Below are 26,702 nucleotides of genomic sequence, written 5' to 3'. Positions count from 1 at the left end.
GAGCATGGCTCGACTCTACAAGTGGCGGCACGCATACTGCGGGCACCAGGGAATGCTGAACACCGCCATACGTCGGACGACCGCCAAGGTCGGTACGGGTTGGTTCCAGGCTGCAGCCCGTCGTCCCCCTCGTGGTGCCGTTCATCGCCACTGGATGCCTACATCCATTCTGCGGAGGGGTCTAATGCTGGAACGTCACGGGCTGTCATTGGCGCTGGGCTGCGCCATTCTCGCGATCCTGTTCGGAATCGTCTCGGCGCGCTGGATCCTGCGCCAACCCACCGGCAATGAGCGCATGATCGCGATCGCCACCGCGATCCAGGAGGGCGCGCGCGCCTACCTCAACCGCCAGTACCTGACCATCGGCATCGCCGGCGTGGTGCTGTTCGTGCTGGTCGGCATCTTCCTCAGCTGGTACACCGCGATTGGTTTTGCGGTGGGCGCAGTGCTGTCCGGCGCGGCCGGCTACATCGGCATGAACGTGTCGGTACGCGCCAACGTGCGCACTGCCGAAGCTGCACGCCATGGCATCAGCGCGGCGATGGACGTCGCCTTCCGCGGTGGCGCGATCACCGGCATGCTGGTGGTCGGGCTGGGCCTGCTGGGCGTGGCCGGCTACTACGCGTTGCTGCTGCGCCTGGGCCTGCCGATGGAGCAGGCGCTGCATGCGCTGGTCGGCCTGGCCTTCGGTTCCTCGCTGATCTCGATCTTCGCGCGGCTGGGGGGTGGCATCTTCACCAAGGGCGCCGACGTCGGCGCCGATCTGGTCGGCAAGGTTGAAGCCGGCATTCCCGAGGACGACCCGCGCAACCCGGCGGTGATCGCCGACAACGTCGGTGACAACGTCGGCGACTGCGCCGGCATGGCCGCCGACCTGTTCGAAACCTATGCGGTCACCGTCATCGCAACGATGCTGCTGGGCAGCCTGATGCTGGCCGAGGCAGGCGCCAATGCGGTGCTCTACCCACTGGTGCTGGGCGGCGTGTCGATCATCGCGTCGATCATTGGCGCGCTGTTCGTCAAGGTGAAGCCGGGCGGCTCGATCATGGGCGCGCTGTACAAGGGCGTGATCGTCTCCGGCGTGCTGGCCGCGATCGCCTTCTACCCGATCACCACCGGCCTGATGTCGGACAACGTACATGGGCCGATGGCGCTGTACGGCTGCGCGCTGATCGGGCTGCTCCTGACCGGCCTGATCGTGTGGATCACCGAGTACTACACCGGCACCCAGTACAAGCCGGTGCAGCACGTGGCACAGGCCTCGACCACCGGCCACGGCACCAACATCATCGCCGGCCTCGGCATCTCGATGAAGTCCACCGCGCTGCCGGTGGTGGCGGTGTGTGCGGCAATCTGGGGCGCGTTCGCGCTGGGGGGCCTGTACGGCATCGCCATCGCCGCCACCGCGATGCTGTCGATGGCCGGCATGATCGTCGCCCTCGACGCCTACGGTCCGATCACCGACAACGCCGGCGGCATCGCTGAAATGGCCGAGCTGCCTTCCGAGATCCGCGACATCACCGATCCGCTGGATGCGGTGGGCAACACCACCAAGGCGGTGACCAAGGGCTATGCGATCGGCTCGGCGGCACTGGCCGCGCTCGTGCTGTTCGCCGACTACACGCACAACCTGCAGGCCGCGCATCCCGGACAGGAATTCCGCTTCGACCTCAGCGACCACACGGTGATCATCGGCCTGCTGATCGGCGGCCTGATTCCGTACCTGTTCGGTGCGATGGCGATGGAAGCGGTCGGCCGCGCGGCGGGCGCAGTGGTGGAAGAAGTGCGCCGCCAGTTCCGCGAGATCCCCGGCATCATGCAGGGCACCGGCAAGCCGCAGTACGACAAGGCGGTGGACATGCTGACCCGGTCGGCGATCCGCGAAATGATCGTGCCGTCATTGCTGCCGGTGGCGGTGCCGGTGGTGGTCGGCCTGCTGCTGGGGCCCCGCGCGCTGGGCGGCCTGCTGATCGGCACGATCGTGACCGGCCTGTTCGTGGCCATTTCGATGACCACCGGCGGCGGCGCCTGGGACAACGCCAAGAAGTACATCGAGGACGGCCACTTCGGCGGCAAGGGCAGCGAAGCGCACAAGGCTGCGGTGACCGGCGATACCGTCGGTGACCCGTACAAGGACACCGCCGGGCCGGCGATCAATCCGCTGATCAAGATCATCAACATCGTGGCGCTGCTGCTGGTGCCGTTGTTGTAGGTCCACGCGATGCGTGGATGGCAGGCTTGACGGGGTCAGAGCCCTTTCCTGCGGAAAGGGATCCGACCCCGACGGCGGTCAGCGGCCACGCAGGAAGAACGAAACCGGCACGGGCCAGCGGTGCGGCCACCATGAAGATGCGGCGCGCTCGCCGGGCAGGCTCGGCGCGGGCCAGTTCGCAGCCCTTGGCCAGCAGCACGGCCCAGGTCGCCAGCGAGGCCAGGGCCAGCGCGATCATCACCGACTTCACCACTACGTCGGGGGCCAGGTCAGCAGGCAGCATCGTTCCGGGTTCCCTCATCGCCCGGGGGCGCGGCGCGGTGCCGGGCCGCGCGCGGGTCCGTGGCATCGTCCACTTCCACGACCGGAGGGGACTCCAGACGCGGTGCTGGCCGGCTGAGCACGTAGCCAGCGCTGGCCGCAAAGAACAGGCCCACGCCCAGCAGCAGGCGCCATGACGGCTGCGCGCCCCAGCAGAACAGCACAAAGCCCAGCGCCATCCCTGCACTGGCGAACGCCTTGCCCTTGCGCGACACCGCGCCCTGCTCGCGCCACAGCCGCAGCGACGGGCCATAGCGCGGATGTGCGAGCAGGCGCTGCTCGAACTTCGGCGAGCTGCGCGCGAAGCAACCTACGGCCAGGATCAGGAAGATGGTGGTGGGCATCACCGGCAGCAACGCGCCGATCACCCCGAGGCCGACCATCACCCAGCCCAGCGCGAACCAGAGCCAGCGCATCAGCGCGGTCTCCGTGCGCAGACGTGGCACATCAGTCGAATTCCGCTTCGACATGGCCGTGCACGCTGCGGAACGCGGCATCGGCGGCGTCGATCACCTGCTGTTCCTGCTCGGCGCTCAGCGCAACCGCGTCCAGCGCAGCGGTGAACTCGCGCCAGTGGCGCGCGGCGCCATCCGGATGCGCGGCCAGGTGGCGGGCGCCGAAATCACGATCCAGCCCGAGCCTGGCAGCCATCTTGTACAGCACGGTGCCGCCCAGGTTGGAGCCTTCGGCCACGTACAGCCAGCCGAGGGCTGCCGGCAGCGCCAGATCCGAGGGCAGTGCGGCGATGTCTGCGCCCGGGAGCGCCTGCTCCAGGTCCTGCAGATCGCGGGCAACCTGGGCCAGGCGGCGGCGCTCGCCCAGGCCGGGCAGCAGCGCGTCCAGCGCAGGGTTGGCGTACAGCGCATCAATGCTGCGGTGGAAGCGGTACTGCACGCGCAGGAAACGGGCGAAGTTGCTGCGGTCGGCGAAGATGTCGCCGGCCATGATGCGCTTGTCCAGGGCAGCGTGACTGTCGCGGGTGGCGGCCTTGAGCCGTAGGCTGCGGCCGTCTTCGGGAGCGAGGTATGCGTTCATGGGGAATGCCAGGGAGTCGTCGTGCTGTAGACGTTTGCCACGGGGCTTTCCCCAAGGCGGTGGATACCGATAATGGACCATCCCTTCTTGCTGCAGGACACCGCTGATGATCACCACCGAACCGCGCATGACCAACCTGTTCCTCCAACTGGGCCTGGACGCCAGCGCCGAGGGCATCGCCCGCTTCATCCGCGAGCACCAGCTGGCCACCGACGTGGACGTGGTCGAGGCGCCCTACTGGACCGACGCCCAGCGCCAGTTCCTGTCCGAGTCGCTGCAGGCTGATGCGGCATGGACCACCGTGGTGGACGAGCTGAACGAGTCGCTGCACGAGGACGCCGTGAAGGCGGCGACGGGGCTGTAAGCGGGGTATCCCGCGCTGTTGGGGTCAGAGCCCTTTCCGCAGGAAAGGGATCCGACCCCATCGCTCGTCCACGATCGGTCAGTACTTCCAGGTCAGCGCCAGCCGCGCAGTGCGGCCCGGGGCCGGCATCACGCCCAACGCCAGCGGATCCAGGTAGTAGCGGTCGGTCAGGTTGTCCACGCCGGCGTCGACCGACAGCTGGTCGTTGAAGCGCCAGCTGGCGAACAGATCCACCAGCGTGGTTGGCCGGTACAGCTGCTGGATCGCCGACAGGCCCACGTTCCAGTCCTTGTCCAGCGCGCTGATCGGGCCGGCGTTGTGGACCACGCGGGTGCCGAAGGTCAGGCGCTCGTCGAACAGGCGCGAGCCCAGGGTCAGGTTGACCATGTAGCGCGGCGGGTTCTGGGTGTTGGTGTACGACCCCTCGAAGCCGCCGTCCACGCAGTCGGGCGTGTGGGCCAGCTCATCGTTCCTGCGCTGTGCGCCATAGGCCCGGCGCTCGGCGGCGATGTCTGGCGCGCAGGTCTTGGCCTTGAAGTAATAATGCGCGGACAGGTCGGCAAACACCTTCCCGCTGTCATAGCTGGACTGGAACTCCATGCCCGAGACCTTGAACTGGTCCACGTTGCGGATCAGGCCGGCCGACAGCGTGCGGTAATCGCGGGTGATCAGGTCGTCGATGCGGGTATCGAAATACGCCAGCTTCAGCGCCAGGCGGTCGCCGGCAGTGAACAGGTCGTAGCGGAGGGTGCTGGCGCCGATTTCCCAGCTGCGCGCACGCTCCGGCTTGAGCTCACCCACCGGTTTGGCGGCGGTGAACAGGCCCAGCGTGGTCTCGAACAGGCTCGGCAGCTTGGTGCCTTCGGCGTACTTCACGTAGACCAGGGTGTCTTCGCTGAAGCGGTAGGCCACGCTGGCGGTGGGCGAGAACGCGGAGTCGCGGCGGCGGATCGGCTGCGACCAGCTCCAGCTGACCGGCACCTCCAGGTCCTGCGCCTTGCCGGCGTCGTAGAAGTTCCAGCCGGCGATGTCGGCCACCGTGCCCTTCTTGTACGGCGAGGCCAGCAGCGAGGCCTGGGTGAAGTTGCCGCTGGCATCCGGATACCAGTTCAGCAGCGCGATGCGCTTGGCGCGCCACGACGGCAGTGCCGGGTTGCCGTTGAGCAGCTCGGTGTAGCGGTACTGGCCCTGCACCGCGTAGGCCTCGGGCGTGGCCAAGCGGTTGCGGTCGTGCACCTCCACGCGGTTCCAGCGGCCGCCGGCCAGCAGTTCCCAATGTTCATCGGGCTGCCACTTCAGCGAGGCCACGGCGCTGTATTCCTTGCGCTCGGCGTTGCGCAGGAAGCGGTTGTTGACCAGGTCGTCGTGCTTGATCGGGCCCGAGCTGCCCGGCGCGATGTCTTCGTCGCTGTAGGACAGGCCGTAGTCCAGCGTGAACGCACCGGCGTGGGTGTCGAACGTCGAGGTGTTGCTGGCATCCAGGTTGAAGCGCTTCTGCCGCAGCGGGTTCCGGTAGGCATCCTTGTAGCCGGGATCGCCACTGAAGCTGGGCGCGTCGTACCACTCGGTGCGGCGATCGAAGTACCACGGCGTGATGCCGGTCAGGCTGTTGTACATCACGCTGTCGGTATCGGTGTAGGCGGCATTGATGCGGAGGTCGACCCGCTCACTGTCCGGGTTGAAGCGGTAGCGCAGGCTGTAGCTGTCCATGTCGACGTGGCCCGGATCCCACTGCGGAATGCGGTCACGATCCACCCGGATGATCTGCGAGGCCATGATCTCGCCGGCGGTGCCTTCATAACGGCGGTAACCGGCCTCCAGCGTCTGCGCGTCGTCGATGCGCCAGGTGCCCTTGAGCAGCGCCGACTTCGAGCGCGAGGAGGTGTTGAACACCTCGGTACGCGGCGGATTCAACGGCGCCAGGGTGCGGCGGGTCTGCGGGAAATCGTCGTAGCCATGCCGGCCCGAGAAGTAGTTGCCGTTGTCGCGGTAAGCGTAGGCAGCGACCAGATCGAAGCGGTCCCAATGACCGGCGGCGGCCACGTTGAAGAACTGGCTGCCGGTGGCGCTGCGATCGGTGCGTGGCGCCGCACTGTAGGACGGCAGGTTGTTGGCGCTGCCATTGGCCAGGCCACCGCGCACGCGCACGCCGACGTCGCGGCCCTCGCGCAGCACGTCGCCGATCTTCAACGTCTCCATCTCGACCACGCCGCCGATGCCACCGGAGGCGTTGGCCTGCAGGCTCGGGCCCTTGCTGATGGTCAGGCTGGAGATCAGGTCCGGGTCGAGGTAGGTGCGCTGCGACTGGCCCGCATAGCCGCGGTAGGTGTCCATGCTGGACTGACCGCCATCGATGATCACCGGCACACGGCCCTGGCCCTGGATGCCGCGGATGTTGACGTCGAAGCCGTTGCCCACGCGCGGATCACCGGCGGTGACACCGGCCACGCCCTTGATGATGTCGCCATTGGAGGTACCACGGAAACGCTCCAGATGCGCGCGGCTGAGCGTGGTGGTGGAGCCCACGCTGCGGTAGCTGTCGAGCAGGCGTGCTTCATCACTGCTCGCGCCGCTGTCGACCCGGTCGCCGGCCACGCTCAGTGTGTCGGTGACGATCACTTCACTGTCCGCCTGCGCCAGCGTCGTCGCTTGCAGGGTGACGGCCTCTGCGCCGACCCGGCGCACCGCCAGGCCGCTGCCCTGCAGCAGCTGTTGCAACGCCTGGTGCGCCGAAAGGCTGCCACTGACCGCGCGGGAGGTTACGCCACGTGCCAGCGCAGCGGGGTAGACCACCTGCACGCCGGACTGGCGCATGTAGCTGCGCAGCGCCTCATCCAGTGGTTGCGCGGGAATGTCGAAGCGCTGCACGACAGCGTGGTCACTGCCGGCACTCTGGGCCAAGGCGGCCGGCGCAGCAGTGGCCAGGCCGGCGGCGAGCAGCGCGATGCATAGGCGGGACGGGCGCAGCACGCGGCCCGAGCGGTGGAAGTTGTACATGGGAAACCTGTCAGGTAATCGGTGCCGCGAACGCGGCGTCATCCGCAGCACGGGCGGACACGGCGACGTACGTGGCGGCGGCGTGTACGTTCGCGGGGTAAGACGGCTGGGCGCGCGACAGCCCCAAGAGCGATGTGCGGCCGCGGCAGGTGCCGACCGTTGACCGGCACACTGGGACGATCATCCACGCAGGGCGTGGATCTACTGCACGATGGCGACGCCCAGTGGCAGGCGTGTGACCTGCAATCCAGCCGTCGCGGCCAGCGCATCCAGCGCCTGTTCCGGACGATCGATGCGCAATGCGGCACTGACTGCAGGCAGTCGTGACAGATCACCGCGCACGAAGGTCGGGCCCGTGCGATAGCGCCCCACCCACTGCACGGCATCGGCCACGTTGGCCTGTTCCAGCAGCAGCTCGCCCCGGCGCCAGGCGCCGACGCTGTCGGTGGTCACGTCGGCCAGCCGCATGACGCCGCCGTGCTCAGCGTAGACCGCACGTTGCCCCTGCTGCAGGTAGGTCCAGCCGCCGTCGACCGGGCTGGCCACGCGCACCCTGCCCTGCCCGACCTGGGTTTCCACCCCGTGGTCGCCACGCGCGACGGTGAACGCGGTGGAGATGTCCTCGACCAGGCCATTGCCGGCGCGCACGCGGAAACGCCGCTGCGGATCCGGGCCGACCTCGAACCAGGCGCGCCCGCGCAGCAGCTCGACCTCGCGGGCGTTCGCATCAAAGTGCACCGCAATCGCACTGTCGGCATCCAGCACCGCATGGCTGCCGTCGGGCAGCAGCACGCTCCGTACCTGATACGTGCTGCGATGATCGGACTGCAGGCGCAGCCAGGCCTCGGGCCAGGCCACCAGCATCGCCAGCATCGCCGCCGCAGCCATGGCCCAGCGCAATCGTCGCGGGCGCCGACGGCCCGGGCCCGCGGCCGGTGCGCGCGGCCCGACACTGCGCCACAGCGCACGCTCGTATTCGAAGACCCGGCGGTGTCCCGGCTGCTGCAGCCAGCGTTCAAACGCCTGCATGCGCACATCGCTGATGTCGCCCGAGGCCAGCCACGCGATCCAGCCCCGGGCCTGTTCGGCCAGGGCATTGTCATCGGCGGCAGGCGGCATGTTCGGCGGGCGCATCGGCTGGCTGACAGGCGCATTCAAGCGCGGGGGAACTGGACCGCATCCACGGTCAATGATCAAGACGTCTGTGCGCGCGCCAACCCCAAGCCGGCGTGATCATCGGCCGCTGCGTGCCCAGGCCAGGCGTTGCAGCGCGCCGCGTACATGGTTTTCCACGGTGGTCACCGATACCCCGAGGCGGCGTGCGATGTCCGCCTGGGTCTGGCCCTGCAGGCGGTTGAGCCGGAAGATGGTGCGGGTCGGCTCGGGCAGATGGCCGGCCGCGTCGAGCACGCGCTGCAGTTCATCCTGTGCCATGGCCTGTTCTTCGGTCGAGATCACCTCGTCCGGCCCCCACAGGTAATGATCGGCCAGCAGGCGGTTGCGCCGGGTCGACTCGCGGCCGTGGTCGGTGGCCAGGTTGGCGGCCAACCGATACAGATAGGCGCGCGGGTTGTCGATGGCCTGGCTGTCATCGACCCCACGCGCCTTGAACCACACCGCCTGGATCACGTCTTCGGCGCCGTTGTCGCCCCCCAGTATCCGTTGCACACGACGCAACAGCGCGGGTCGCTCGCGGATCAGCAGTTCGGTGAGGGAAGCAGCATTGGAAGACATGCGCGAGGCCAGGACGACAGACGGGAGCGCCGCGCATGCTACTCTTTAAATGCGAATACGTCACGTTTACATCAATGGATGCACTCGGTCAGCGCGTCATAGACGCTCTGCGAGCTGCCCGGCAGCGGGTCATGCAAGGGATCACGCGCGGCCAGCGCGGCATGGAAGGACTCCACCGGGGTACCCGCCACCAGCGGCAGGCGGCACAACCAGGTCGGTTGCCGGGCCTCGATCGCGCCATCGTTCGCGGACACCGCCAGATCGCTGGCGGCAAATGCCCACAGGCACTCATGGACCGTTCCCCGCGCGGCATCCACCGAGCAGCGCAGTCGCAGGGGGTGAATATCGCTGTATTCCCCTTCGCAGAAGGTGTCCCCGCAGATGCTGTCGAAACCCTGCTGCAGCCTGCCCTCCAATGCAAAGAAGCGGTCCCAGTTGGCTTCCTGCTGCGGATAGTCGATCAGATCCACGTAGGGGTCGGCCTGGGCCGCGGGCGCAACAAGCAGCGCGCAGGACAGGCAGAGCGGCAGTGCGGACATTCTCATATGAAGACTCCTCGGGAAGGTGCGTACAGCCTGCCCTGCCGCACCGGCAGGCCCCATCAGCCAACCCCGGCCCGCCAGGTGGGCACCTGCCGCGCACCGCCGTCAGCCCCTTCCCCGCTGCACAGCGCCCGGCAAAGGCATAAAATGGCCAGCTATCCGTCTACATCCCCCACCTGGAGCACACCATGGGTCTGGAACTCGTCTCGCCCGGCAAGAACCCGCCGGAAGAAATCAACGTCATCATCGAGATTCCGAAGGACTCGGAGCCGGTGAAGTACGAAGTGGACAAGGAAACCGGCGCGATCTTCGTCGACCGCATCCTGTCCACCCCGATGCGCTACCCGTGCAACTACGGCTACGTGCCGAGCACCCTGTGTGGCGACGGCGATCCGGCCGACGTGCTGGTGGTGCTGCCGCTGCCGCTGGTGCCGGGCTCGGTCGTGCGCTGCCGCCCGGTCGGCGTGCTGAAGATGAGCGATGAGGCCGGCAGCGACGAGAAGATCCTGGCCGTGCCGGTCTCGAAGATCTTCAGCGGCTACGCCCACGTCGAAGACATTGCCCAGGTGTCCAGCCACTGGCTGGAGCGCATCGGCCACTTCTTCGAGCACTACAAGGACCTGGAAAAGGGCAAGTGGGTCAAGCTCGACGGTTGGGGCGGCGCCGCCGAGGCCAAGCAGATCCTGATCGAGGCGCACCAGCGCCATCTCGACAGCAAGGCCTGAGCCTGAACCGGATCGCTCCGGCGGCAGTCCGCCGGAGCGATGCGGGTCACGTTTCATGACGACGGCACATCACTCTTGGTGCCGTATTAGGTAAATTGCGTCACTTCACACGTCATCGACATCCATCGTCGAGACAGCCAGGGGAATGTGTCGTGCGTATTCTGCTTGTTGGGGATGCAGCCAGCCTGCCGGCCGAGCTGACCGAATTCATTGCCGATCTTGGGGAAGACTGGCAGCCGTTGACCGCCACCGATGGCCAGGCCGCGATGAACGCGGTGGCCACGCAGGGCGTCGATGCGGTGATCGTCTGCCCGCAGTTGCCCGATCTCAATGCCACCACGTTGCTGGGCCAGATCCGCACCTTGCGCCCGGAAACCATCCGCATCGCGCTGGTTGATGCCCAGCACGGCAACCGGCCACCGCCGGCGCGCCTGATCGGTGTCGCCCATCGTTTCCTGCCGCTGCCGCTGGCGCCGGAAGTGCTGCTGGAAGCGCTGACCAGCCTGGAAGAGCTGCGCGAAGTGCTGGACAGCCCGCGCCTGCGCGATGCCATCGGCCGCATCGAGAAACTGCCTTCGCCGCCACACCTGTACCTGAGCCTGACCCAGGCGCTGGAGCATGACGACGACACCGACAGCGCCGACGTGGCCAAGCTGGTGGCCGCCGATCCTGCGATCGCAGCCAAGGTGCTGCAGCTGTCGAACTCGGCGTTCTTCAGCCAGGGCCGCACCATCGCCGACCTGCGGACCGCGGTGACCCGGCTGGGCCTGGCGACGCTGCGTGACCTGGTGCTGGCCAGCGAAGTCTTCTCGGCACCGACGCTGTCGCCTGCCGAGCGCAATTCGCTGCAGCAGCGGGCACTGCTTGCCTCGCGGCTGGCCGCGCGCCTGCTGCCCGAGTCCAGTGCCGAACTGGGTGCGACCGCCGCACTTCTGGCCGACATCGGCCTGCTGCTGCCGGGCGTACGCAACGAACGCAGCGAACCTTCGCTGGCCGGCGATGCGCGCCCCGGCCATGCCGAGGCCGGTGCCTACCTGCTGGGCCTGTGGGGCCTGCCGATGCCGATCATCGAAGCGGTGGCCTTCCACCTGCAGCCGCAGCGTGCCAACACCCGCAGCTTCTGGGTGACCGGGGCGGTGCATGTGGCGCTGGCGCTGGTCAATGGCGACCCGGTGGACGAGGACTACCTGCAGCGTGCAGGCGTGCTCAACAAGCTGCCGCAGTGGCGCGAGCACGCCAATGCGCTGATGGGGCTGGCACCCAGCGACGCCTGAGCGCGTTGCCGATGGCCCAGTGACAAGGGGCGCACCCACGCGGTGCGCCCTTGCCATGTCAGCGAGTACCGCAGGCGTCCTGCACGCAACGACGGTACTGCGACTCGCAGATGACCGGTGACTTGCCACTGGCCAGGCATTGCTGGCGGAACTCTTCGCAGTAGAGCCCGCCACCGCAGACCCCGAGGCCCTGCGCGAACACCGCGCCCACCAGCGTCGCATAGATCAGTACAGCCGCTGATGCCTGGCGCAGCAACGTGTGCTTCATATCCCTCTCCACATGCAAGCGTCCGGTATTGGACCTCCTGACTGTGTTGATTACGACACGACGGGACCGTGACTGCGCTCACCTTCCAACAGTTTCCGGAAAAACCCTACAAAAAAAGAGGGCGGACCGTTCGGTCCGCCCTCCTTCTGTTGCTACCGCACTTCGATGGATCAGAAGCGCTGGGTGTACTTCATGTACAGGAAGCGACCCACGTCGAAGCCGCCGTAGTAGGCGAACGCCGAGTTCGGAGCCGAGTACTGCAGCGGACCCTTGTGGTCGAACACGTTGTTCGCGCCCAGGGCGATCGTCGCATCCCACGGTGCCTTCCAGCTGACCTGCAGGTCGTGGAAGGTGTTGGAACCGGTGTGACGCAGCGGATCGGTCTCGCCGTTGGCCATGTGGTTCGGCGCATCGCACCAGCCATCAGCCAGCGAGATGCAGCTTTCCTTCATGCCGGAGTAGTAGCGCGCGGTGTAGTTCACACCGAAATCGCCGTACTGCCAGTTGACGCCCAGGTTCGAACGCACGCGGAACAGGCCCGGCTCGCCGACGCGGCCGATCATGATGTTGTCACCCGCGCTGTTCTGGCCCTGCTCGTCGTACTTGGCGGTGTAGCTGGTCTGCCAGTCGATGCTGAACTGACCGATGGCCAGTTCCGGCAGGCGGTACTTGATGCCCAGGTCGTAACCTTCGGTCTTCATCTTGCCGAGGTTGGCGGTGCCGTAGGTGATCGCACTGACGTGGCCGTCAGCCGCACGGGTCACGCTCGAGCAGCGCTCGGCGTTGCCCAGCACGTAGCAGTCACGCAGGATGCGGTCGACGCTGTCAGCGATGATCATGTCGCTGATTTCGTACTTGTACCAATCCAGCGAGACGTCCAGGCCCTGCACCCAACGCGGGCTCCACACCAGGCCGAAGGTGGTGCTCTTGGAGGTTTCCGGCTTCAGGTTCGGGTTGGCACCCGAGACGAACTGGTCACCCGACTGGCACGGCAGGGTCGAGCACGGCAGGTTGCCCTGGCCCAGCTGCACGTAGTTGGCCGGAGCGCCGGCGGCGGTGCATGCGGCATTGCCGGCAACGCTGCCCGGGGCCTTCACGCCGCACGGATCGATGTACGACTCGAAGCTCGAGCTCAGGCCACCGTACAGGTCGCTGATGGTCGGAGCGCGGAAGCCCTCGGCGTAGGTGCCGCGGACCAGCAGCTCATCCAGCGGACGCCAGGTCAGGCCGAACTTGCTGTTGGTGGTGCCGCCGAAGTTGCTGTAGTCCGAGTAACGGCTGGCAACGTTCAGGGTCAGTTCCTTGGCGAAGGCCATGTCGGCCAGCAGCGGCACGTTCAGCTCGAGGTAGACCTCGTTCAGATCGTACTGGCCGCGGGTCGGCTTCTGGCCCAGGCCGGTGGACTGGCCCGACTGCGCGAAGGCGTCCGGCACGTAGTTGCCTTCTTCCTTGCGGTGCTCGACACCCAGGGCGAAGCCCAGGTCGCCGGCCGGCAGGGTCACGATGGCGCCCGACAGGTTGGCGGTGAAGCTGGTGGTCTTGGTGACGCCGCGGGTGGTGAAGGTCGGGAACAGGAAGTCCTGCAGTTCCTGGTTCGCCAGCGAACCCTGGCCATCAACACCGTACGGCAGCAGCGGGTTCCACGGGCGGCAGTCGCCCAGGATCGGCTTGGCCGAGGTGCCGCAGCGGGCAATGCCGCCGGCGTCGATGAACGACGGGCCCAGCGCCTGGCCTGCAGCGATCAGGCTCATGTCGCCGCGGTTGCTCTTGATCGACTCGTTGCGGTTCCACAGCGCGCCGACATCCCAGTCGAAGGTCTTGCCGCCCAGCTCGAAGAAGCCGGTCAGGGTCGGAGCGAAGCGCAGGGTCTTCAGCTGGCTGTCAGTGGTACGCGGCACTTCCCACAGGCGACGACGGAAGCTGACGTCCTGGCCGACCGGGTTGAAGGCGCTCGAACCTTCCAGCGGGGTGCCGAAGGAGTTGGACTGGAACGGATAGCCGGCGATCTGCTGGAACGTCTGGCGCTCGTTGTAGAGCACGTCGGTGTTCAGGCTGATCGAATCGGTGAAGTCGTAGGTACCGTTGATGTAGACCGACTTGCGCTTCACACCGGTCAGCAGGGTCATCTGCTCGTTGGAGTTGGCGAATTCGTCTGCCGTGATGACGTGGTAGTCATTCGGGTTCTTCGGGTTGCCGCCGGCGTTCAGGGTCTTCCAGACAGCCTGCTTGGAGTCGCCGCAGTTGACCTGGGTCGGGTTGCACCAGCTGCCGTTCTGGCTGATCGGGCTCCAGGTGGCCGAGGTCGAGTTCGGACCCAGCGAGCCGTCACGGCTGTACCAGCGGTCCTTGGCCCACACCGGGTCCTGCTTCGAGTACTCGGCCGACAGGGTCAGGCTGCCGCGCTCGCCGCGGGCACCGAGGGTCATCGAATAGGTTTCGGTGTCGCCGTCGCCCTTGCCGTACTGGCCGACGTAGACGTTGGCTTCGCCGCCGTCGAAGTTCTTGCGGGTGATCACGTTGACCACGCCGGCGATGGCGTCGGAACCGTAGATCGACGAGGCGCCGTCCTTCAGGATTTCGATGCGCTCAACGGCCGACATCGGGATCTGGCTCAGATCCTGGTAACCGGCGGTGGTTGCGCCCAGGCGCTTGCCGTTCATCAGCACCAGGGTGCGCTGGGCGCCCAGATTGCGGATGTCGACGTAGTAGCCGCCCACGTTCTCGCCCGAAGCCAGCGACTCCGAACGCGAAATGGCCGGGGAGCCGGCCGAGGTCAGGTTGTTCAGCACGTCGGCGACGCTCGAGAAGCCCTGCTTTTCCAGGGATTCGCGGGTCATCGTCAGGATCGGCTGCTGGGTCTCCACCGAAGCGCCGCGGATGCGCGAGCCGGTGACCGAAATGCGGTCCAGGTCGGTGGTGCCCTTTGCTTCCTGGGCGGAAGCAAAGGCCGGCGCCAGCGCCAGCGCAATGCCGGCCGGCAGCAGGCCGAACCGCACTGCGGGATTACGAACGTTCATCTATCTCTCCAAGGTACGTGTTAGCAGCGTGTTAAAACACCCCAGCACGTTACGATTGCGTTGCAGCGCTGTATTTGCGCGAACCAACCGGAGACTTTGCGGATTGTGGCGGGAGCAAGCCACCGTTCTCCCTGAAGCGCGACGCGGACTGGCCGTAGCGGGCACGGAACGCACGCGCGAAGCTGCAGCAGTTGTCGAAACCGCTGGCGGCGGCGACCTCGCCCACCATCATGTCGGTGTCGCGCAGCAGATCAGCGGCGCGTTCGAGGCGCAGCCGTGCCGAAAGCGACTGCGGGCTTTCCTCGTACAGGCTCTGGAAGGTCTTGGAGAGATACCAGCTGGAGAAGTTGGTCAGCTCGGCCAGTTCGCCGATGCGCACCACCCGGTGGCTGTTGCCTTCCAGATAGAGGCGCGCGCGCTGCATGCGGCCGAACACCTGGCGCTTGCGGCTGCGCGAGCGGCCCGGACAGCGCTGCACGTTGTCGGCGAGGCCACGCTGCAGGCCCGCCAGGTGCAGCAGCAGCGGGCGCAGGGCCTGGGCCGGCTGGCCGCTGGCCAGCGCGTCGCGCCACAGGCGCAGCGCGACGCGGGCATCACTGCGGTTCATGCGGCCGCGCCCGGCATACAGGCCGCAGTCGGCCATTTCGGTCAACACGCGAAGCGCTTCGACGTTCAGGTTCAGGCCGACGCACAGCCCGTTGCGGCCGGCCTGCACCAGCGGCCGCGATTCCTTCTCGAACGCGATCCACTCGCCCTGGCGCAGGCGGAAGCGCCCTTCCTTGGCCTCGACCCAGGAACTGCCACGTACCTGCATCCAGACGGTGAAGCTCGAACCGGCGGTCTGCAGGCTGCCCAGGCGGGCCACGCCGAGGCAGGTCGGCGCGGCGTCGTCGATCGACCGGTCCAGGGAAACGGATTGGCCGCGATCGGCCAGCGAGAGTTGACGCATGGGGGCACCACGGATTTGCCTAGTACAGGCCTCCGTTTTGCCAAATGAGGCGGCACCGCGTCAGGAAAGTCAGACGAGATCGCCACGAAATCGCCACGAGATCGCGACGAAGAAATTACGAAGGTCCATTTCCCTTGAACAACAACAACTTGGAGAACGCCGGGAACAGCGCGGGAGGGCGCTCGGGCAACCGCATCACGCCGATGTCGGCGCCATCACTGACCGCCATCGCCACGAACAGGTCACGCCCATCCGCGCTGGCGCTGAGCCCGTTGCCGGCACTGAGCCGTTCGGCGTCCAGGCAGCGTTCCGGCTCTTCGTGGCCGGGCTGGATGCGCACGAAGGTGGTGCCACACGTGGTCGAGGTACCGAGGTAGCCGATGCCGTTGTTGCCGGCCACCGTCCAGGCCCGGTATCGCCAGCGGCTGGGCCGGTCATCGCTGATCTGCTGCACGCTGGCCGGCGACAATCCTGCGTCCACCGACCACAGTCCCCCGGCCGCCAGGCGGGTGAACAACACCCGGCCGCTGTTGCGGTCGAAGCGCGCCTGCGACACCCCGTCGATGCTGGCCAGCCGCCGCCACGGCTGGGCGCTGCGGTCATACAGGCTCAACCGGGTGCGCTGGTCGGCATCGCGTTCGACCACGAACAGCTGCTCCGGCGCCGCGCCATACAGCGCCTGCAGCGGCTGTTCGGCCGGCACCGGCAGCGGTTGCAGGCGTTCATCGCGTGGCGCGATCTCGTAGACCACGGTCCGCCCATGCGCATCGCGGCCGACCACCAGCAGCCGACGGCTGTCGGCCGACCAGTCCGGTGCCTGCCGCGCTTCGGGCCGCAGGCCTTCGATGGGACGCAGCGAATCGGGCCGCTGCATGTCCGCCCACCACAGCGCGAAGCTGCCGGAGCGATCGGAGGTAAAGACCAGCTGGCGCCCATCGGGCGCTGCCATCGGCTGCCCATCGCGGCCGCTGGAGGCAAACAGGCGCTCGGGCGCGCCGCTGCCCTGCATGGGCACCTTGAACACGCCGAACTGTGCGCGCCGGTGAACGAAGGCCAGCATGCCACCGCGTCGTGACACGGCCGGCCATTGCGCATCATCCAGGCCGGCATCGCGCAGCGTGTGCCGCTCCACATCCAGGTAATAGAGCCGGGCTTCGCTGTCGACGCGACGGCCGAACACGATGGTGCGGCCGTCGTCCAGCCAGGCCCAGCCACGCAGCTCGGCCGCTTCGTTGGTCAACTGCTCCGGCGTGCCCCCCGCAGCGGGCACCCGCCACAGATCACCGAGCTGCGGATTGCGCACGAACACCAGCCATTGCCCGTCGGGCGAATAGCGCGGCGCGTAGTCGAAGTCATCCTCGTCGACGCTGTACGCCAGCGCCCGCCACTGGCCACTGGCCAGGTCCAGCACGCGGATGCCACGGTGTGCATAGCGCCCGACCATGCTGCCGAACACCAGGCCACGCCCATCAGGCGTCCAGTCGAAGCTGAGCAGTTCAGTGCCATCGCAGCGGGTGGCCTGGCGCAGCGCGCCGCCGGTGGCGCTGGCGATCAGCACCTGGCAGCCACCGTCGGCGGAGAACCGCGCAAAGGCGATCTCACGACCATCCGGCGACCAGTTCGGGAAGCGATCGACCGCACCGGCCGGGGGAACCAACAACTGGCGCGCCGGCGCGTTGCCGGAGGTCTGCACCTTGATCGCGCCACCACCGTTGCCGTCTTCGTTGGCCCCTTCATAGGCCACCAGCGAACCGTCCGGTGACAGCGTGGGATAGGTTTCAAAGCCGCTGGTCGCGGTGATCAACCGATACGGACGCTGGGGGCTGCCGATCACCCGCGTGCCGTTTTCCACGGCAGCCTCTACCGCCGAACTGCTGGCCGGCGCCCGACGCAGCAACAGCGCGGTGAGCACCAGCAGCAACGCCAGCATCACCAGGCCCAGTGCCAGCAGCACGCGACGGCGGACATGGCGCCAGCGACGACGCGCGCCCTCTGCATGCGCGGGCAACGCAGCAGCAGTCTCCGGCTGCACGGCCAGGTCTTCGTCCTCAGCCGCGACTGCGGCCGCAGGCCCGGCATCGTCCAGCACCTGCACCGGCACCCGCAGCCGGTAGCCGGTCTTGGCGATGGTTTCGATATAGGCCTGCCCGTTGCCGTCGTCGTTGCTGAACGCCTTGCGCAACTGGGTGACAGCCTGGGTGAGCACATCGTTGGTCGGCAGCGTGTCCGGCCACACTTCCGCGAACAGTTCATCGCGGGTCACCACGCGCCCCGGCTGCCGCAGCAGCACGCGCAGCACACCCAGCGCTTTCGGCGTCAGCCGGCGCGCACGACGCGCACCGACGACCTCGACCTCACGCGAGGACAGAGTGACGGTGCACTCTCCTATCCGTATCCGGTCGGATACAGGTGGCTGGATTTCGCTGCTGTTCATTTTCTGCTACACAGTAGAGACAGTCCCGGGCAGCGTTTGCCTTCGATACCGCCCCGTCCTGGGAACAGCGAAAAGCCAGACTCCGCACAAAGCATCGGCGCATACCGCAAAAACAATCGAGCGCGCGAATACTAGCCTATGCCGGTTACCTCGCCTATCGCGTGGTCGACATCAGGCTCTCTCTCGCCGACGCATTCACATAATTCGCGACACCATTCGCGCCCTTTTGGGCGCGAAATTTTTATCTGGCGTTCATTTTCATACACGCCGCAACATGGTCAGTCCGACCAGTCGCGAAACCACCAAAGCGACGTACATCACGCCGGAAAACTGCTCCAGCATGACCAGTGCACGTGCCTGCGGATGCAGTGGCACGACGTCACTCAGACCGACGCCGGAGAGCAAGCTGAAGCTCAGATAAAGCAGCTCCATCCAACTGCGCTGCGCACCACCACTGGAGCCGTGGAAACTGCCTGGATACCACTGCTGGCACACCGCGAATGCGAAGGCGAACGCCCACGCCAGCAGCGTAAAGGTCGCGCCGGCGGCGAACAGCTCGTCACGGGTGACCTTGTGGTCCTGGAGCATGTAGGCGATCAGTGCGCCGGCCGTATAGAAGTACAGCAGGCTTTCCAGCAACTGCGCGGTGGTCAGCAGCGTGGTGCGGTCGAGCAGCGCACCGGCCAGCGAAAACACCACCGACGGAATGGCCAGCAACAGTGCCAGCCAGGTACCCAGCGGGCTGCGCTGGACCACCCACAGCGCCAGGCCGAGAACCGCCATGCCGAACATGCCCAGTGCCGCGCGGCCGGCGGCGGTGTCATCCAGCGCGGGGTACAGCAGCACCGCCAGCAACTGCGCGCCCAGCAACCAGGCCGAGGGATGACGGCGGGCAATGGCCAGCCAACGGGTGGTGATCGCAACGGGCATGGCGTGCATTCCCCTGGGTGATGGGCGGAGAATAGCCGGGCGCGGCGTGATGAGCGGTAGTGCCGGCCGCTGGCCGGCACCCCGTTTCCGCATCAGCCCTGGTGGTATACCTCGGCGCCGGCGGCACGGAACTCCTCCGACTTCTCCTTCATGCCCGCCTCGGCGTAGTCGCGCACATCCTGGGTGATCTTCATCGAACAGAAGTGCGGGCCGCACATCGAGCAGAAGTGCGCCAGCTTGTGAGCATCCTTCGGCAGCGTCTCGTCATGGAACTCCTTGGCCTTCTCCGGATCCAGGCCCAGGTGGAACTGGTCTTCCCAGCGGAACTCGAAGCGCGCCTTGCTCAGCGCGTTGTCGCGCACCTGCGCGCCCGGATGGCCCTTGGCCAGGTCGGCCGCATGCGCGGCGATGCGGTAGGCCATGATGCCGTCACGCACGTCCTGGCGATTGGGCAGGCCGAGGTGCTCCTTCGGCGTCACGTAGCAGAGCATCGCCGTGCCGAACCAACCAATCATCGCCGCACCGATCGCGCTGGTGATGTGGTCGTAGCCCGGCGCGATATCGGTGGTCAACGGCCCCAGCGTATAGAACGGCGCTTCGCCGCACTCGCGCAGCTGCTTGTCCATGTTCTCCTTGATCAGCTGCATCGGCACGTGGCCGGGGCCTTCGATCATGGTCTGCACGTCGTGCTTCCAGGCGATCTTCGTCAGCTCGCCCAGCGTCTCCAGCTCACCGAATTGCGCGGCATCGTTGGCGTCGGCGATGCAGCCCGGGCGCAGGCCGTCGCCCAGCGAGAAGGTCACGTCGTAGGCCTTCATGATCTCGCAGATGTCTTCGAAGTGCGTGTAGAGGAAGTTCTCCTTGTGGTGTGCCAGGCACCACTTGGCCATGATCGAACCACCGCGGCTGACGATGCCGGTCACCCGCTTGGCGGTGAGCGGCACGTAGCGCAGCAGCACGCCGGCATGGATGGTGAAGTAGTCCACGCCCTGTTCCGCCTGCTCGATCAGCGTGTCGCGGAAAATCTCCCAGGTAAGCGCTTCGGCGCGGCCGTCGACCTTTTCCAGCGCCTGGTAGATCGGCACGGTACCGATCGCCACCGGCGAATTGCGGATGATCCATTCGCGGGTCTCGTGGATGTGCTTGCCGGTGGACAGGTCCATCACCGTGTCACCGCCCCAGCGGATCGCCCACACCAGCTTCTCCACTTCCTCGGCAATGCCCGAGGAAACCGCACTGTTGCCGATGTTGGCATTGATCTTGGTCAGGAAATTGCGACCGATGATCATCGGCTCGCTTTCCGGATGATTGATGTTGTTGGGCAGCACCGCACGGCCGCGCGCGATCTCGTCACGTACGAACTCGGGGGTGATGATCTTCTGGATCGACGCGCCGAACGCCTCGCCTGGATGCTGCTGCAGCAGGCCCGCATCGCGGATGGCGTCCAGCCGCTGGTTCTCGCGGATGGCGACGAATTCCATTTCCGGCGTGATGATGCCGCGGCGCGCGTAGTGCATCTGGGTGACATTGGCGCCTGCGCGGGCACGGCGCGGCAGGCTGCGCGCGGGGAAGCGCACGGCATCGAGCCTGGGGTCATGCTCGCGATCGCGACCGAACGACGAGCTCAGGCCATCGAGCTGTTCGGTATCGCCGCGTTCCTCCACCCAGCTCCGGCGCAGCGCCGGCAGGCCCGAAGACAGGTCGATGCGCACGTCCGGATCGGTGTACGGGCCGGACGTGTCATAGACCGTGACCGGCGCATTCTCTTCGCCACCGAACAGCGTCGGGGTGCGGGTCAACGCGATCTCGCGCATCGGCACCTGCAGATCCGGGCGCGAACCGGGCACGTGGATCTTGCGCGAGCCGGGAATGGGCCGGGTCACGGATTCGGAGAGTTGCTGGGCCTGTTGCTGCAGGGCGGAGAGCTGTGCGTTCATCGGGCATCGTCCAGGAAGGTCAGGGACGAAGCGGCGGCGCACTGCGAACGCGCGCGGACGGTCCTTGGGCGGCGTCCGGGCACGGCGGCACTGCAAAGCTTCCCTACGCCGGTATGAGCCGGATCAGGTTCCAAGGGACTGTCTCAACCGTGACCAACTGTGGCCGCGGTACCCCCGCTTCTTGGCGTGCATTAGAGCATAGACCGCCCGCCTCCGGCGTTGCCTGCGGGGTCAGATCCGTTTTCCTGCGGGAAGCGGATCTGCCCCTGATCGCTGCTCGTTAACAGAACCATGACGTCGCGTTCAGTAACGTGCACGCCCATCGTGTTCGCTGCGACCGATGCTTCCCTCGCCGCCCCTGCGGCCCCTGCCCGGTCCGTGCTGCACGCCGCCGGCCCCTCGCTGCAAGCTCTGCTCGCTCTGCTCGCTCCCCTCAATCCCCTTGATCGGAGAAGCTCCTTCATGGTGTTTCGCGTTTCCATCGCACTGGTCCTGCTGCTGGTGCTGCTCGCCGGCATCGCCCCCGGCCCCTTCAACGCCGTGGTGCAGAGCATCCTCGGCGAACTCATCCGTGGCATCGGCTGGCTCTACCTGCTGGTGGTGTTCCTGGCCCTGGTGTTCCTGATGTACCTGGCCTTTGGCCGCTTCGGCAATCTGCGCATCGGCGGCGAAGACGCCGAGCCGGAGTTCTCGCGGGCCAGCTGGATGTCGATGCTGTTCGCCGCCGGCATGGGCATCGGCCTGGTGTTCTGGGGCGCCGCCGAGCCCATTTCGCACTTCAGCAAGCCACCGGAGGGACTGGCGCCGGAGAGCATGGACGCTGCGCGTGCATCGATGCGCTACGCGTTCTTCCATTGGGGCCTGCACCCCTGGGCGATCTACGCGTTGATCGGCCTGGCAATGGCCTGGTTCCAGTTCAACCGCAATGGTCGGGGCTTGGTCAGTGACATGCTGCAGCCGATCATCGGCCGCCACCACCGCGGCTGGATCGGCCGCGTGGTCAACATCGCCGCTGTCGTCGCCACCGCGATCGGTGTTGCCACCACGCTGGGTTTCGGCACCATCCAGATCGCCGCGGGCATGGAGCGCGTATTCGGCCTGCACGCCGGCCCCACGCTGCAGCTGGTGATCATCGCAGTGGCCTTCGTGCTGTACATGGCCTCCACGCTCAGCGGCGTCGACCGCGGCGTCAAATGGCTGTCCAACTTCAACCTGGCCCTGGCGGCCGTGCTGTTGCTGCTGGTGCTGGTGCTGGGCCCGACCGGCGCGATCTTCAACACGTTCACCACCACGCTCGGCTCCTACCTCAACCAGCTGGTGACGATGAGCCTGCGCATGTCGCCGTTCTCATCCAGCACCTGGGTGGCCGACTGGACAATCTTCTACTGGGCCTGGTGGATTTCCTGGGCACCGTTCGTCGGTTCGTTCATCGCGCGCATTTCGCGCGGGCGCAGCGTGCGCGAGTTCGTGATCGGCGTGGTGCTGGCCCCAACGCTGCTGGGCTTCTTCTGGTTCTCGGTGTTCGGCGGCACCGCAATCTGGATGCAGATCTTCGGCCAGGCCGACCTGGTGCAGGCACTGGGCAATGGCTATGAGACGGTGCTGTTCACGATGTTCGACAGCATGCCGCTGCCGTTGCTGCTGTCGTGCATCGCGCTGGTGCTGTTGATGATCTTCTTCGTGACGTCGGCCGACTCGGCGGTACTGGTGCTGGCCAGCATGTCCACCGATGAAGCCGGTGACCCACCGTCCAAGCGCAAACTGGCCTGGGGAGTGGGCGTGGCGCTGATTGCCGGTGCACTGCTGCTGGCCGGTGGACTGGATGCGCTGCAGGGCATGATCACGATCGCGGCGTTGCCGTTCGCGCTGCTGATGGTGCTGGTGATGGTGTCGCTGTACCGGGTACTGGACCAGGAATACACGCGTGAGCGACGCCAGGCGCAGCGTCAGCGACACATGATCGATGCGTGGATCGCACGCGAGATGGCGGCGCAGGAGGAGACGCAGGCGGAGGCCGCGCGCGCGCAGGATCGGGATTGAGGGGGTTTTGCAGCCTGCGGCTGCACTGCTTTTCTCAAGCAACGGCAACAACAACTTCAAAAGCGGCTCCGGGTTTCTGCTGGTTGGGTGGGGCGGTGTGGGTGGGCTGGACACGCCGTGAACCCATCCATGGGGGCTCGATGGCGCCATCCATGGCGCCAACGGTCCTGCCCACCCACACCGCCCCACCCCCGATAGTTTCCCGGTAACGGTTGGTTTTCCACGCTTTGCGTGGAAGATGTGTATCGGAAAACAAGAAGGGGTCGGATCCGTTTTCCGCAGGAAAACGGATCCGACCCCAACCATCAGCACGCGGCTGTTGCTGTTGCTTTTGATCTTCTTTTTTCTTCCTGCGGTGGCGGCCGCAGAAAACTGTCAGAGGCCGGGTGGGTGGGCTGGGCGGGGGTGTCAGCCGCATGGATGCGGCTGCCAAGCCTACAAGGACGCACTTGCGGCGTCCCCCGAACAGCCTACCCACCCGGCCCAACAAGCCATTCCGCTTCTGAACCCACCGCAGAGGGGGCTCAGCCCGTTGGCCGGGAAACCTCAATACCCCGCCGCCTGCCCATCCTTGCGGCTCTCCGAAGCCCCGTAGTAAACCCCGGTCTCGGGATCGCGCATGATCGCCTGGTACCCGCCATACGGACCATCGGCGAACACGATGCGATGCCCCTTGCGCATCAGCGCACGCACGGTTTCATAGGGGAAGCCGGTTTCCAGGTTCACTTCACCACCGTCGGTCATCGCCGTGGCCTGCCCGGTCGGCTCGGTCGAACCTTCATGCTGGATCCGCGGTGCGTCGCCGGCCTCCTGCAGGTTCATGCCGAAGTCGACCAGGTTCATCACGATCTGCGCGTGTCCCTGCGGCTGCATCGCCCCCCCCATCACGCCGAAGCTGGCATACGGCTTGCCGCCCTTGGTGATGAAGGCCGGGATGATGGTCTGGAACGGGCGCTTGCCCGGGGCATAGCCGTTGGGATGGTTCTTCTGCAGCACGAACATCTCGCCACGATCCTGCAGGATGAAGCCCAGCCCCGGCGGCGCCATGCCGCTGCCCATGCCGCGGTAGTTGGACTGGATCAGTGACACCATCATGCCGTCGGCGTCGGCCACGGTCATGTAGATCGTGTCGCCCTCCTCCAGCTGCTTCGGCGTGCCCGGCTGTACTTCCTTCAACGCCTTGTCCATCGAGATCAGCGCGCGGCGCTGCGCGGCGTATTCCTTGGAGATCAGCTTCTGCACCGGCGCCGGCTGGAACGCCATGTCGGCATAGAAGCGCGCACGGTCGGCGAAGGCCAGCTTCTTCGCTTCAACGAACAGGTGCACGTGCTCGGGTGAGCCGAACGGGATCTTCGAGAAATCGTAGCCTTCCAGCACGTTGAGGATCTGCAGCGCAGCGATGCCCTGGCTGTTCGGGGGCAGCTCCCAGACGTCGTAGCCACGGTAGTTGCTGCTGACCGGCTCGACCCATTCACCCTGGTGGTCGGCCATGTCCTGGTAGCTCAGGTAGCCGCCATTGGCCTTGAAGTAATCGCCGATGGTGCGGGCGATGTCGCCCTTGTAGAAGGCGTCGCGCCCGCCGTCGGCGATCTTCTGCAGCGTGCTGGCCAGGTTCGGGTTCTTCCACATCTCGCCCTTGCGCGGGGCGTGGCCGTTGATCGTGAACTGCTCCTTGAAGCCCGGGTACTGCGACAGCTTCGGCACCGAGCGGTCCCAGTAGTAGGCGATCACTTCGGCCACCGGGTGGCCTTCGCGGGCGTAACGGATGGCCGGCGCCAGGTTGTCGGCCATCGGCTTGCGGCCGAAGCGGCCGTGCAGGGCAAACCAGCCGTCGACGGCACCGGGCACCGACACCGGCAACGGGCCGGTGGCCGGGATGTCCTTCAGGCCACGGCGCTGGAACTCGGCCAGGGTGAGCGACTTTGGCGAGCGGCCCGATCCGTTGTAGCCATAGAGCTTCTGTGTCTTCGGGTCCCAGACGATGGCGAACAGGTCGCCGCCGATGCCGTTGCCAGTGGGCTCCATCAGGCCGAGCGCGGCATTGGCGGCAATCGCCGCGTCCACCGCCGAGCCGCCGCCCTTCATCACGTCCAGCGCGATCTGGGTGGCCAGCGGCTGCGAGGTGGCGGCCATCGCATGCGGGGCGATCACCTCCGAACGGGTGGCGAAGGTGTGGCCGGTGATGCGGTCGGCGGCGAGGGACAATGCGGGCACGGCGGCCAGCACGGCGGCGGCCAGCAGGGATCGGGCAAGGCGTCGGGACACGGTCGGGTTCCGATGGAAGGGTGATCCCCTGATCTTCGCCGCTGCGACTTCCCTGCGGTATCGGGCAGAGGTCATGGACGTTGATCCCGGGGTGGATGCAGACCAAGGCAGAAAGCCGCCGGATTCCGCGCAAAAACTGCCCTGAAAGGAGTGAATTCGGGTTCACCGAAACACTTTCAGCGGCAACCATCCTTGCGCCACAAGCGATTGCGCCGGATGCAGCCGAAACCTTGAAAAATTCTGCGGCGAGGGTTGACATCGCCAAAACGGCTGTGTTTCTCTCGATCACATGTTGCATCACAACACGCCACCGCGAATCCACATCGAAGCCGCCGCCACCGGCGCCGCCTCGCTGCGTTCGATTCTTGTGCTCGTACTTATTACCCAACCAACAGGTGCGGGACGAGCCAGCGTGTAAGCAGCAGATACACCGGAACTCATCAAAACCCGCACCCGCCCCGGTGCGGGTTTTTTCATTTCAGGACCTGGTTTCAGACGCAACCACCATGAACACCGCCAACGTCAACACCTGGAGCAGCACCACCACGACACCTCGCGGCGGCTGTGCCTGTGCGGCGCATGGTGCCTCCTCCACCGCTTTCCCCTGACCGGCCGGTACGTCACCTCGACGACCGGCCGTTCTTTTTTCTTCCCACCGCAAGGAACCTCCCCCATGAGCACCAACGACCTGCCCCAGACCAAGATCGCCGTCATCGGCTACGGCAGCCAGGGCCGCGCCCACGCACTGAACCTGCGCGAATCCGGCTTCGACGTGGTGGTAGGCCTGCGTCCGGGCGGCCCGACCGAGGTCAAGGCACAGGCCGATGGCTTCACCGTGAAAGCACCGGCGGATGCGGTGAAGGATGCCGACCTGGTCGCCGTGCTGACGCCGGACATGGTGCAGAAGAAGCTCTACGACGATGTGCTGGCGCCGAACATGAAACAGGGTGCGGTGCTGTTGTTCGCGCACGGCCTGAACGTGCACTTCGACATGATCAGGCCGCGCGAAGACCTGGACGTGGTGCTGGTTGCGCCCAAGGGCCCGGGCGCGCTGGTGCGCCGCGAGTACGAGATCGGCCGTGGCGTGCCCTGCATCTGGGCGGTCTACCAGGACAAGAGCGGCAAGGCCGCCGACTACGCACTGGCCTATGCGGCCGGCCTCGGCGGTGCACGCGCCAACCTGATCCAGACCACCTTCAAGGAAGAGACCGAGACCGACCTGTTCGGCGAGCAGGCGGTGCTGTGCGGCGGCGCCTCGGCGCTGGTGCAGGCCGGTTTCGAGACCCTGGTGGAAGCGGGCTACCAGCCGGAGATCGCCTACTACGAAGTGCTGCACGAACTGAAACTGATCGTCGACCTGTTCTACGAAGGTGGCATCTCGCGCATGCTGGAATTCATCTCTGAAACCGCGCAGTACGGCGACTACGTCAGCGGCCCGCGGGTGATCGACGCCAGCACCAAGGCGCGCATGAAGGAAGTGCTGAAGGACATCCAGGACGGCACCTTCACCAAGAACTGGGTGGCCGAGTACGAAGCGGGCCTGCCGAACTACAACCGGTTCAAGCAGGCCGACCTGGAGCACCCGATCGAGAAGGTGGGCAAGGAACTGCGCGCCAAGATGGTCTGGTTGCAAGGACAGGCCGCGTAACGGCGCGGCC

21 protein-coding genes and 1 riboswitch are annotated in these 26,702 nt (G+C 66.5%); of the genes, 7 read left to right on the top strand and 14 right to left on the bottom strand.

Annotated features, from left to right (window positions below; genetic code table 11):
* Positions 1–184 precede the first annotated feature (184 nt).
* Positions 185–2,212 carry a sodium-translocating pyrophosphatase gene (locus AC5P9C_RS13110; protein ID WP_088475968.1) on the top strand — a complete coding sequence of 676 codons (2,028 nt, stop codon included), beginning with the start codon at positions 185–187 and terminating at the stop codon, positions 2,210–2,212.
* Here AC5P9C_RS13110 and AC5P9C_RS13105 read toward each other — a convergent pair.
* The 3 genes from AC5P9C_RS13105 to AC5P9C_RS13095 are packed head-to-tail and all read right to left on the bottom strand — an operon-like array spanning position 2,175 to position 3,568.
* On the bottom strand, positions 2,175–2,495 hold the full coding sequence (locus tag AC5P9C_RS13105; protein WP_244153013.1) for a hypothetical protein: 321 nt from the start codon (positions 2,493–2,495) through the stop codon (positions 2,175–2,177). The genes AC5P9C_RS13110 and AC5P9C_RS13105 overlap by 38 nt on opposite strands.
* Positions 2,482–2,949 (bottom strand): YbaN family protein, encoded by a 468-nt coding sequence (locus tag AC5P9C_RS13100; RefSeq protein ID WP_057495212.1) that lies wholly within the window; start codon positions 2,947–2,949, stop codon positions 2,482–2,484. The genes AC5P9C_RS13105 and AC5P9C_RS13100 overlap by 14 nt, the downstream gene beginning before the upstream one ends.
* A 31-nt stretch (positions 2,950–2,980) precedes the next feature.
* Positions 2,981–3,568 (bottom strand): biliverdin-producing heme oxygenase, encoded by a 588-nt coding sequence (locus tag AC5P9C_RS13095; RefSeq protein WP_343542243.1) that lies wholly within the window; start codon positions 3,566–3,568, stop codon positions 2,981–2,983.
* A gap of 106 nt (positions 3,569–3,674) precedes the next feature.
* Here AC5P9C_RS13095 and AC5P9C_RS13090 point away from each other — a divergent pair, with 106 nt between their 5' ends.
* The gene (locus AC5P9C_RS13090; protein ID WP_049466637.1) at positions 3,675–3,932 is read left to right on the top strand and encodes a DUF2789 domain-containing protein; all 258 of its coding nucleotides are present in this window, start codon (positions 3,675–3,677) and stop codon (positions 3,930–3,932) included.
* 78 nt (positions 3,933–4,010) lie between these two features.
* On the opposite strand, the gene AC5P9C_RS13085 is transcribed toward AC5P9C_RS13090, so the two are convergent.
* The 4 genes from AC5P9C_RS13085 to AC5P9C_RS13070 all read right to left on the bottom strand — a co-directional run bounded on the left by AC5P9C_RS13085 (position 4,011) and on the right by AC5P9C_RS13070 (position 9,208).
* Complete coding sequence (locus AC5P9C_RS13085) at positions 4,011–6,929, bottom strand: TonB-dependent receptor (protein WP_414615239.1); 2,919 nt, start codon at positions 6,927–6,929, stop codon at positions 4,011–4,013.
* A 201-nt stretch (positions 6,930–7,130) separates the two neighbouring features.
* Positions 7,131–8,063, bottom strand: coding sequence for a FecR domain-containing protein (locus tag AC5P9C_RS13080; RefSeq protein WP_206632174.1), 933 nt, complete (start codon positions 8,061–8,063; stop codon positions 7,131–7,133).
* A 99-nt stretch (positions 8,064–8,162) separates the two neighbouring features.
* Positions 8,163–8,663 (bottom strand): RNA polymerase sigma factor, encoded by a 501-nt coding sequence (locus AC5P9C_RS13075; protein ID WP_343543868.1) that lies wholly within the window; start codon positions 8,661–8,663, stop codon positions 8,163–8,165.
* Between the two features lie 71 nt (positions 8,664–8,734).
* Positions 8,735–9,208 (bottom strand): hypothetical protein, encoded by a 474-nt coding sequence (locus tag AC5P9C_RS13070; protein ID WP_182068465.1) that lies wholly within the window; start codon positions 9,206–9,208, stop codon positions 8,735–8,737.
* Between the two features lie 185 nt (positions 9,209–9,393).
* Between AC5P9C_RS13070 and ppa the strand changes: the two genes are divergently transcribed.
* Positions 9,394–9,930 (top strand): inorganic diphosphatase, encoded by a 537-nt coding sequence (gene ppa, locus AC5P9C_RS13065; RefSeq protein WP_005410935.1) that lies wholly within the window; start codon positions 9,394–9,396, stop codon positions 9,928–9,930.
* A 152-nt stretch (positions 9,931–10,082) separates the two neighbouring features.
* Positions 10,083–11,204 (top strand): HDOD domain-containing protein, encoded by a 1,122-nt coding sequence (locus tag AC5P9C_RS13060; RefSeq protein ID WP_057495195.1) that lies wholly within the window; start codon positions 10,083–10,085, stop codon positions 11,202–11,204.
* Positions 11,205–11,262: 58 nt separating this feature from the next.
* Here the strand turns inward: AC5P9C_RS13060 and AC5P9C_RS13055 are convergent, their stop codons facing one another.
* From AC5P9C_RS13055 to thiC, 6 genes are all read right to left on the bottom strand, one after another.
* Entirely contained in the window at positions 11,263–11,472 is a 210-nt protein-coding gene (locus AC5P9C_RS13055) for a hypothetical protein (RefSeq protein WP_049466627.1), read from the bottom strand.
* A 170-nt stretch (positions 11,473–11,642) separates the two neighbouring features.
* Positions 11,643–14,489 carry a TonB-dependent receptor gene (locus AC5P9C_RS13050; RefSeq protein ID WP_049466624.1) on the bottom strand — a complete coding sequence of 949 codons (2,847 nt, stop codon included), beginning with the start codon at positions 14,487–14,489 and terminating at the stop codon, positions 11,643–11,645.
* Positions 14,490–14,538: 49 nt separating this feature from the next.
* Positions 14,539–15,438 (bottom strand): helix-turn-helix transcriptional regulator, encoded by a 900-nt coding sequence (locus AC5P9C_RS13045; protein ID WP_049466623.1) that lies wholly within the window; start codon positions 15,436–15,438, stop codon positions 14,539–14,541.
* 115 nt (positions 15,439–15,553) lie between these two features.
* The gene (locus AC5P9C_RS13040; protein WP_074726435.1) at positions 15,554–17,872 is read right to left on the bottom strand and encodes a winged helix-turn-helix domain-containing protein; all 2,319 of its coding nucleotides are present in this window, start codon (positions 17,870–17,872) and stop codon (positions 15,554–15,556) included.
* 258 nt (positions 17,873–18,130) lie between these two features.
* On the bottom strand, positions 18,131–18,802 hold the full coding sequence (locus AC5P9C_RS13035) for an ion channel (protein WP_064239142.1): 672 nt from the start codon (positions 18,800–18,802) through the stop codon (positions 18,131–18,133).
* 92 nt (positions 18,803–18,894) lie between these two features.
* On the bottom strand, positions 18,895–20,739 hold the full coding sequence (thiC, locus tag AC5P9C_RS13030) for a phosphomethylpyrimidine synthase ThiC (protein ID WP_049466619.1): 1,845 nt from the start codon (positions 20,737–20,739) through the stop codon (positions 18,895–18,897).
* Positions 20,740–20,821: 82 nt separating this feature from the next.
* Positions 20,822–20,925, bottom strand: a riboswitch (TPP riboswitch).
* A 276-nt stretch (positions 20,926–21,201) separates the two neighbouring features.
* Here thiC and AC5P9C_RS13025 point away from each other — a divergent pair.
* A complete protein-coding gene (locus AC5P9C_RS13025; protein ID WP_049466615.1) occupies positions 21,202–22,779 on the top strand; it encodes a BCCT family transporter in 1,578 nt (525 codons plus the stop codon).
* A 546-nt stretch (positions 22,780–23,325) separates the two neighbouring features.
* On the opposite strand, the gene ggt is transcribed toward AC5P9C_RS13025, so the two are convergent.
* Positions 23,326–25,044, bottom strand: a complete 1,719-nt coding sequence (gene ggt / locus AC5P9C_RS13020) for a gamma-glutamyltransferase (RefSeq protein WP_049469915.1) — start codon at positions 25,042–25,044, stop codon at positions 23,326–23,328.
* A gap of 95 nt (positions 25,045–25,139) precedes the next feature.
* Between ggt and AC5P9C_RS13015 the strand changes: the two genes are divergently transcribed.
* Both AC5P9C_RS13015 and ilvC read left to right on the top strand, forming a co-directional pair.
* Entirely contained in the window at positions 25,140–25,652 is a 513-nt protein-coding gene (locus AC5P9C_RS13015; RefSeq protein ID WP_313288669.1) for a hypothetical protein, read from the top strand.
* Between the two features lie 65 nt (positions 25,653–25,717).
* Positions 25,718–26,692 carry a ketol-acid reductoisomerase gene (ilvC, locus tag AC5P9C_RS13010; RefSeq protein ID WP_343541172.1) on the top strand — a complete coding sequence of 325 codons (975 nt, stop codon included), beginning with the start codon at positions 25,718–25,720 and terminating at the stop codon, positions 26,690–26,692.
* Positions 26,693–26,702: the final 10 nt, after the last annotated feature.

It is taken from the genome of Stenotrophomonas sp. YJH_SMC_10, from assembly GCF_059371555.1.
The sequence above is the reverse complement of the archived record's forward strand: the minus strand, read 5'-3'. Positions and strand labels throughout refer to the sequence as shown.